The sequence below is a fragment of the Streptomyces bohaiensis genome (assembly GCF_012033785.1).
In the GTDB taxonomy this organism is placed as follows: Bacteria; Actinomycetota; Actinomycetes; order Streptomycetales; family Streptomycetaceae; genus Streptomyces; species Streptomyces bohaiensis.
Window position 1 is genome coordinate 23,850 of record NZ_JAAVJC010000032.1, and the last position, 7,338, is coordinate 31,187.

A 7,338-nucleotide genomic window follows, 5' to 3' on the forward strand; every position below is an offset into this window, starting at 1 on the left:
CCCGGCCCTGCTGCTGCCCGGGGTGGGCGAAGCGAGGTGCCTCAGCCGATGAAGTCGGAGAGGTCCTTCTCGATCGCGGCCTTCGGCTTGGCGCCGACGATGGTCTTCACGACCTCGCCGCCCTGGTAGACGTTCATCGTGGGGATCGACATCACGCCGTACTTCGCAGCCGTCTCGGGGTTCTCGTCCACGTTGAGCTTGGCGATGACGATCTTCTCGGCCTGCTCGCCGGCGATGGCCTCCAGCGCGGGGGCGATCTGGCGGCACGGGCCGCACCAGGCCGCCCAGAAGTCGACGAGCACCGGCTTGTCGCTGTTGAGGACCTTCTCGGCGAAGTCGGCGTCGGTCACGGTGATGGTGGCATCAGCCATGGTGGTGATCTCCTTCGGTGCGGTGGGGGTGGTGGCTGTTTCGGTGGTGCAGGGTGCTGCTCAGACCTCGATGGTCTCCGCGTCCACCAGCGCTGCGAGGTAGCGCTCGGTGTCCAGCGCGGCGGAGCATCCGGTGCCGGCGGCGGTGATGGCCTGCCGGTAGGTGTGGTCGACGACGTCGCCGGCGGCGAAGACCCCCGGAATGTTGGTCCGCGTGGAGGGGGAGTCCACCTTGAGGTAGCCCTCCTCGTCGAGGTGGAGCTGGTCCTTGAAGAGCTCGACGCGCGGGTCGTGGCCGATCGCGACGAACAGCCCCGTGGCGGGCAGCTCGGAGGTCTCACCCGTGGTGGTGGACCGCAGGGTCAGCGAGGTGAGCTTGCTGTTTTCCTCGTGGAGCTCGGCGACCTCGCTGTTCCAGATGAACTTGATCTTGGGGTCGGCGAGGGCCCGCTCCTGCATGGCCTTGGAGGCACGCAGGGTGTCCCGCCGATGCACGATGGTGACGGTGTTGGCGAACCGGGAGAGGAAGGTGGCCTCCTCCATCGCGGTGTCGCCGCCGCCCACCACCACGATGTCGTGCTCACGGAAGAAGAAGCCGTCACAGGTGGCGCAGTACGAGACGCCGCGGCCCGACAGCTCGTCCTCACGGGGGAGGCCGAGCTTGCGGTGCTGCGAACCGGTGGTGACGATCACGGCACGCGCCTCGTGCACGGTGCCCACGCTGTCGGTGACCCGCTTCACCGGGCCGCTGAGGTCCACCGCGACGACGTCGTCCGCAATCAGCTCGGCGCCGAAGCGCTCAGCCTGGGCACGCATGTTGTCCATGAGGTCCGGCCCCATGATCCCCTCGCGGAAGCCGGGGAAGTTCTCGACCTCCGTGGTCGTCATCAGCGCACCGCCTGCGGCGACACCGCCTTCGAAGACCAGCGGCTTCAGCGAGGCACGCGCTGCATACAGCGCTGCCGTGTAGCCGGCCGGGCCGGAACCGATGACGATCACATTGCGGACATCGCTCACAGGGCCTCATCCTTGTCTGCTGAGTTCTCGGGTCACGGGTCCTGCTTGCCGACCCCGGTCAGGGCCCGCAGTCCCATAACGGATCCTAGGGCCCCGATCATTCCCGGCACCGGCCCGGTCCGGCTCGGTCGCCCCGGAGCGTGTCACCCCCGCACGCCCGTTCCCCCCGCGGGGTCGCGACAGCGTCGTGCCGCCCACCGCAGGGAGTCGCCCCGGAACGGCTGCTCTCAGGTCCGGGGGTAGGTGTCGGCGTGCAGGACCACACCCGCCTCGGTCGGCTGCTCGACCGCGCAGGCCGCATCCACGACAAAGACGTCCACCGACTCCTCGTCCTGGCGGTCCGGCAGTACGAGGACATACGAGTCGACGCCCTCGTACGCGTAGTGGTCGGCGACGGCGAGCGGCTGGTCCTGGCGGCCGGTGGCGGCCAGCACGCACTCGGGCGCGGTGCTGTGCGCGGGCGAGCTCTCACCGAACGCCTCTGCCTGTTCCTCGGTGCCGGGGACGCCGCCCTGGGTGGTGAGATCCTCCGCGGGGGCCTCCGTGGAGGGCCCCGCGGAGGGCGGGACGTCTCTGCCGGTGTCCGCCTCCGGCGGACGGGCAGAGGGCTCAGCTGATTCCGCACGCTCGTCCCCAGCCCCGTCGGAAGGCGTGGTGAGCAGCTCCTGTACTTCGGTCTCCAGGGCTTCGGAGTCGATCTGCTCGGAGAACATCTCCGGCTCGTCGGCCGCGCCGCTCTCCGCCGCGCCGGCCACGACCTCGGGGCCGTCCTCGCCGGCGCCGAGGCTCTGGGCGACGAGGCCGCCGGCTCCGAGCGCGATCACCGCGCCGACGGCAGCCAGCAGGTAGTGACGGCGGCGCGGTGGCCGGAGCGCGGGCGACGGCGTGGCGGTCGGTGGCCGCGCACCGTCCGCCGACGTCGAACCGCCCCCGGTGGTGGCGGAGAGGGGAGCCGCGTCCTGGGAGAGCGCGGCCGGCGGTGCCGTTTCACGTGAAACAGCGTCCCGCTCCGCGGCGAGAGCCGCGTCGATGCGTCGGACGACTCGCTCGGGCATCGGCTCGGGCGGGTCGAGCAGCGGAAGCTCCGTGCGGAGGGTCTCCAGGTCCGCGAGGATCGCGGTGCAGCTGGGGCAGTCGGCGAGGTGTTCCCGCACCGCCGCGGACTCCGCGGGGTCGAGGAGGTCCTCGCCGAGCGCTGCCAGCTCCACGGGATCGGGATGTGCTTCACTCACTGACGTCCACCTCCGCCCTGGATCGCTCCGGTGTCTCCGGTGTCTCTCGTTGGTGGGACGGACGGCTCCGTTGTCCGGTTCCGTGTGCTCCCCGGCCGCCGGGTGGGCGGTGTGCCCGCCGCGGCGTCCCCCGCTCCGTCGGACGGGGGTGAGCCGGCCCGCGGGCTGTCGTCCGCCCCGGCCGCTGGGCCCCGTGGATGCAGGTGCCGCACTGCGGGCAGCAGCCGCGCGCGACCACGGGCGCAGCGGCTCTTGACGGTGCCGACCGGTACTCCGAGGATCTCGGCAGCCTCCGCCACGGGGTACCCCTCCATGTCCACCAGCACCAGTGCTGCGCGTTGTTCCGGCGGGAGCGAGTCGAGCGCCTCCCGGAGCTCGCGACGCAGGTCGTGGCGTTCGGCGGGCACGGCGGCGGACTCGTGGGGCTCCAGCAGCGCCTCCAGGCGCTCCTGCTCCGGCATGCTGGTCGCCCGGCGGGTCTTCGCCTTGCGCGCCCGGTCCAGGCAGGCGTTGACCGTGATGCGGTGCAGCCAGGTCGTCACCGCCGCCTGGCCACGGAACGCCCCTGCGGCGCGGTAGGCGGAGACCAGCGCGTCCTGCACGGCGTCGGCCGCCTCCTCGGGGTCGCTCAGGGTGCGGCGGGCGACGGCCCAGAGGCGGTCGCGGTGGCGTCGGACGATCTCACCGAAGGCATCGGGGTCCCCGGCCACATGGCGTGCGAGGAGCTCTTCGTCGGATGGCACCCGGCCGGGCTCCCTTCGGCGGCAGCGAGAGGTCCGTACCGCGGGCCGAGTACGAGGCGGGTGGCGCCGCTGAGGCGCGACCGGTTCGGATCGGTGCCGTGGACCGTTCCGACGGGGTCGGCCGGTGGACGTCGGCTGTTCTAGTTGGACACGGTGACGTTGGTGATGCGGCCACGGTAGTTCCCGTCGTCGCCGCGGGGCAGCTCGGTGAGCCACACCAGAAGGTACTGGGACTCCACCTCGTCCGTCGCGGTGAGGGTCACCGAGGCGCCGGCTCCCTCGGCGACCGCGGAGAACTCCCCGAAGCTGGTCGGCGCGCTGGTCGCCGAAGCGTCGGCGGCCAGCAGCTGCATGGAGTGGCTGCCGATCGCGTCGACGGTCACCGAGGAGACCTGCTGCGGTTCGCCGAGATCCAGGATGAGGCCGAGGCCGGGCTTGAGGTTGCCGAAGCCGGGACCGAAGTAGTTCCGGGTGTGCCAGAAGGTGCTCGGATCGCCGTCGATCACGTAGGAGGCCGCGTCCGGGTTCTGCGATCCGGTCTCGCCGAAGGGATCGAAGTCGCGGACCGAGACCACGGGCAGCGGGCCGGAGCCGACCTGGCCCGGCACTTCGGCCCCCGGCGCCTCCGGGCGCGGCTGGCCGGGCGGCGACGGGGTGGAGGCGGGGGTGTCGCTCCCCATCAGGGCATCGGCGATCTGCCAGCTCCCGAGGCCGAGTGCGGCGATCAGCAGCGCGGAGACCCCCCATTTCAACGCGCTTCCCATGCGACCGGGCAGGGCGGGCGGCGCCGCCGGGCCGAGGGGCAGCGGTCCGTGCATGGCGGGCACGCGGGGGCCGCCCGCGTAGGTGCCCTGTTGGTAGGTGGTGGGCTGGTAGCCGCCGACCAGCTCGGTCTCGGTCTCGGGCGGACGGATGCGCGGCATCTCGTCCAGCGCGGCGATGAGGTCGATCGCGGTGACACACGGCGGCTTCTCGCTGGCGGCCGTCGCGCCGTCGTTGACCAGCGCCCGCATGGCGAGGTCGGACAGCCCGCGGTGGACCCCGGCCCGCACCTGCTCCGGGGTGGCGAGGGAGTCGCGCGAGTTGCGATCGAGGCCGGCGACCCCGCGAAGCCCGTAGGCGCCGTCGGGGTAGGGCCACCGCTGGGTGAGCGCGGCGTAGAGCAGCGCCCCCGCCGCCGCGGTGTCGGTCCGCTGCGGATGGGCGGCGGTGATGCCCCGGAGCGCGGCGTCCACCGCCAGACCCCGGATGCGGAACAGCCCGGCACCGGTGCGGAGCACCGTGCCGGGCGTGAGGCGCAGGTGGGCGAGACCGGCGCGGTGGGCGGCGGCCATGCCGGCGGACACCTGCCGGATCATCTCGTACGTCTCGTGGGCCTCCAGCGCTCCTGTCTGCAGCAGCGTGGAGAGCGGGATGGCGTCGGGCAGCCATTCGTGGATCACGTGGACGAGGTCGCCGTGGCGATCGGCGTCCAGCACCTGGACGAACCGTGCGTCGGCCAGCAGCGCGGTGGACCTGGCCGCTTCCAGCACCGCGGCGCTGCGGGGGTGGTCGGCGGGAAGGACGTGCACCCCGACGGCCCGTCTGAGCTTCTCGTCCACCGCACGCCAACTGCTGAACCCGTCCAGACGGGTGATGCACTCCTCCAACCGGTACCGCTTGGCCAGCTTGTGGCCGCTGTGGAGGTCGGTGAACGAGCGCTCGGCGTCACTCCGCTTCCGCTGCTTCCGCCCGCTCTGCGGGGCGGTGCCCGCAGCGGTCGCGGGCCGCCCCGAGCGCTCCGGCTCGGGGCTCGGGGCGGTGTCACCGCTGGTGGCGGCCTCTCCGGAGATCTTCGATGCGTCCGCGGCCGTGATCCGTTCCGCCACCGTCGATTCCGCCTCCCCGGTCCTGGCCGCAGCCGCTGACGAGTACTGACCCACCCAATTGTGCCGTCCCTCCGGCACCCTGCACGACACGTACTGGTGGACGGAGGTTGTACGGGATCAGCGCCCGAGTCGTGCGCGCACCATGCCGACCATGGCGTTGAGCTCCTCGATGCGCATCTTCCGCGCCGCGACGTAGAACACCGCCAGCAGGACGACCGAGCCTCCGACCAGGGCCGCGAGCGACCCCACCATGCCGTAGCCGAGCGTCTGGGTGAGGGCGTAGCCCGCCGCGCCACCCAGCGCCGCGGCCGGGATCGCGGCGCCGCACAGCCGGATGTAGGTGCGGACCACCCGCGCGCCGTCCAGGTCGGTGCCGATGCGCTTCCGCAGCAGCCGCCACGCGATGGCGACGCCCACGCCGTAGGCGATGCCGTAGCTGAAGGCGATACCGGCGACGACCCAGCGGTCCGGCAGCAGGACGAACGAGGCGGCCGACAGCGCGATCCACACCGCGGAGACCACCACGGTGTTGTAGAACGGCGTCTTGGTGTCCTCGTAGGCGTAGAACGCACGCAGCACCACGTACTGGGCGGAGAACGGGATCAACCCGAGGCCGAACGCCATCAGGATGTAGCCGAAGGAGCGCGCCCCCTCCTCGCCCGCCGAGCCGAACAGCAGGGTGCACATCGGCACGCCGAGGGCGAGGAACGCGAAGGCGATGGGAACGATGGCGACGGCCGAGGTCCGCAGCCCGTGCGAGAGGTCGTCGCGCACGGCGGCGTTGTCGCCGTCGGCCGCGGAGCGCGAGATGCGCGGCAGCAGGGCCGCCATGATGGAGACGGTGATGATGGCCTGCGGCATCTGCCAGATGAGCAGCGCGCTGCTGTAGGCGATGAAACCCGTGCCGGGGTACCCGGCGGCCTCGGCGTTGGCACCGGCCCAGGTCGAGAACTGGGAGACCGCGACCAGCCCGACCTGGTTGGCGAGGACGAACAGCACCGTCCACTTGGCCAGCTTCATGGCCTTGCCCATGCCGTGACCGACCCAGTCGAACCGCGGGCGGATGCGGAACCCGGTGGCCTGCAGGTACGGGATCATCGCGAGCGCCTGCACGGTCAGTCCCAGCAGGGTGCCGATGCCCAGCAGCCGGATGCCGTCGCCGCTGATGGACTCGGCCGACAGGCCGGAGCTGCTCTGGGTGCCGTAGACCCAGATGAACATGCCGAAGGTGAAGATGACGACGATGTTGTTGAGGACGGGCGTCCACATCATCGGCCCGAAGCGGTCGCGCGCGTTGAGGATCTGCCCCATGATCACGTGCACGCCCATGAAGAAGATGGTGGGCAGGCAGTAGCGGGCGAAGGCGATGGCGACCTCGCCCGCGGCGGGGTCACCGGCGATCTTCGGTGACATCATCCGGATCAGCCACGGGGCGATCACCACGGAGACGATCACCAGCACCGCGAGGATGACCATGACGAGCGTCAGCAGCCGGTTGGCGTACGCCTCGCCACCGTCCTCGTCGTTCTTCATCGACCGGACGAGCTGGGGGACGAAGACCGAGTTGAGTCCGCCGCCGATGGTGAGGATGTAGATCATCGAGGGCAGCGCCCAGGCCACCGCGTAGGTGTCGCCGAGGACGGCGGCGCCCAGCGCGGCGACGAGGATCAGCTGGCGGATGAAGCCGGTGGCGCGGGAGACCAGCGTGCCGGCAGCCATGATGGCGCTGGACTTGAGAATGCTCGCGGCCTTGCCCGGTTTGCGCGGCGCGGGCGTGCTCTCCCCCGCCGCCTCCGGTGCGCTCTGCGCGGGGCCGGGGACGGCGGGCGCGGCCGTGGCGCCGGCGCGCGGACCGGTCTGCTGGTCGCGGTAGAGGTTGGCGAAGGCGTCGCGCTCCCCCGCGGGGGCCTGCCCGCCCCGGTGGTCGTCCCGCCCCGTGTCGTACGGGTCCGACGGCCCGCCGTGGTCGCCGGCCTGGTAGCGATCGTCGGAGCCGCCGGGGGTGGGGACCGGGGCGGCGCCGAAACCGGTCGGGCCGTGGGGCTCCGCCGGGTAGCCGCCGTGACCGCCCGGGCCCGCGGCGCCCGGCGGCGGCGCGAGCCGAGGC

Annotated in this window: 6 protein-coding genes; all 6 read right to left on the reverse strand. The window is 72.1% G+C overall.

Going from position 1 to position 7,338, the window contains the following annotated elements; genetic code table 11:
* Positions 1 to 41: 41 nt before the first annotated feature.
* Positions 42 to 371 carry a thioredoxin gene (gene trxA / locus HCN52_RS06695; RefSeq protein WP_168087426.1) on the reverse strand — a complete coding sequence of 110 codons (330 nt, stop codon included), beginning with the start codon at positions 369 to 371 and terminating at the stop codon, positions 42 to 44.
* A gap of 60 nt (positions 372 to 431) precedes the next feature.
* On the reverse strand, positions 432 to 1,388 hold the full coding sequence (trxB, locus tag HCN52_RS06700; RefSeq protein ID WP_168087427.1) for a thioredoxin-disulfide reductase: 957 nt from the start codon (positions 1,386 to 1,388) through the stop codon (positions 432 to 434).
* A gap of 227 nt (positions 1,389 to 1,615) precedes the next feature.
* On the reverse strand, positions 1,616 to 2,620 hold the full coding sequence (locus tag HCN52_RS06705; RefSeq protein ID WP_168087428.1) for an anti-sigma factor family protein: 1,005 nt from the start codon (positions 2,618 to 2,620) through the stop codon (positions 1,616 to 1,618).
* Entirely contained in the window at positions 2,617 to 3,363 is a 747-nt protein-coding gene (gene sigM / locus HCN52_RS06710) for an RNA polymerase sigma factor SigM (RefSeq protein ID WP_168087429.1), read from the reverse strand. The genes HCN52_RS06705 and sigM overlap by 4 nt, the downstream gene beginning before the upstream one ends.
* A 140-nt stretch (positions 3,364 to 3,503) precedes the next feature.
* On the reverse strand, positions 3,504 to 5,231 hold the full coding sequence (locus tag HCN52_RS06715) for a protein kinase family protein (protein WP_168087430.1): 1,728 nt from the start codon (positions 5,229 to 5,231) through the stop codon (positions 3,504 to 3,506).
* 117 nt (positions 5,232 to 5,348) lie between these two features.
* On the reverse strand, positions 5,349 to 7,338 hold a 1,990-nt coding region (murJ, locus tag HCN52_RS06720), incomplete at its 5' end, for a murein biosynthesis integral membrane protein MurJ (RefSeq protein ID WP_168087431.1).

What these genes read in the sequence shown, in the direction of transcription:
- trxA (WP_168087426.1), bottom strand. Translation starts at nt 371, where the DNA reads ATGGCTGATGCCACCATCACCGTGACCGACGCCGACTTCGCCGAGAAG.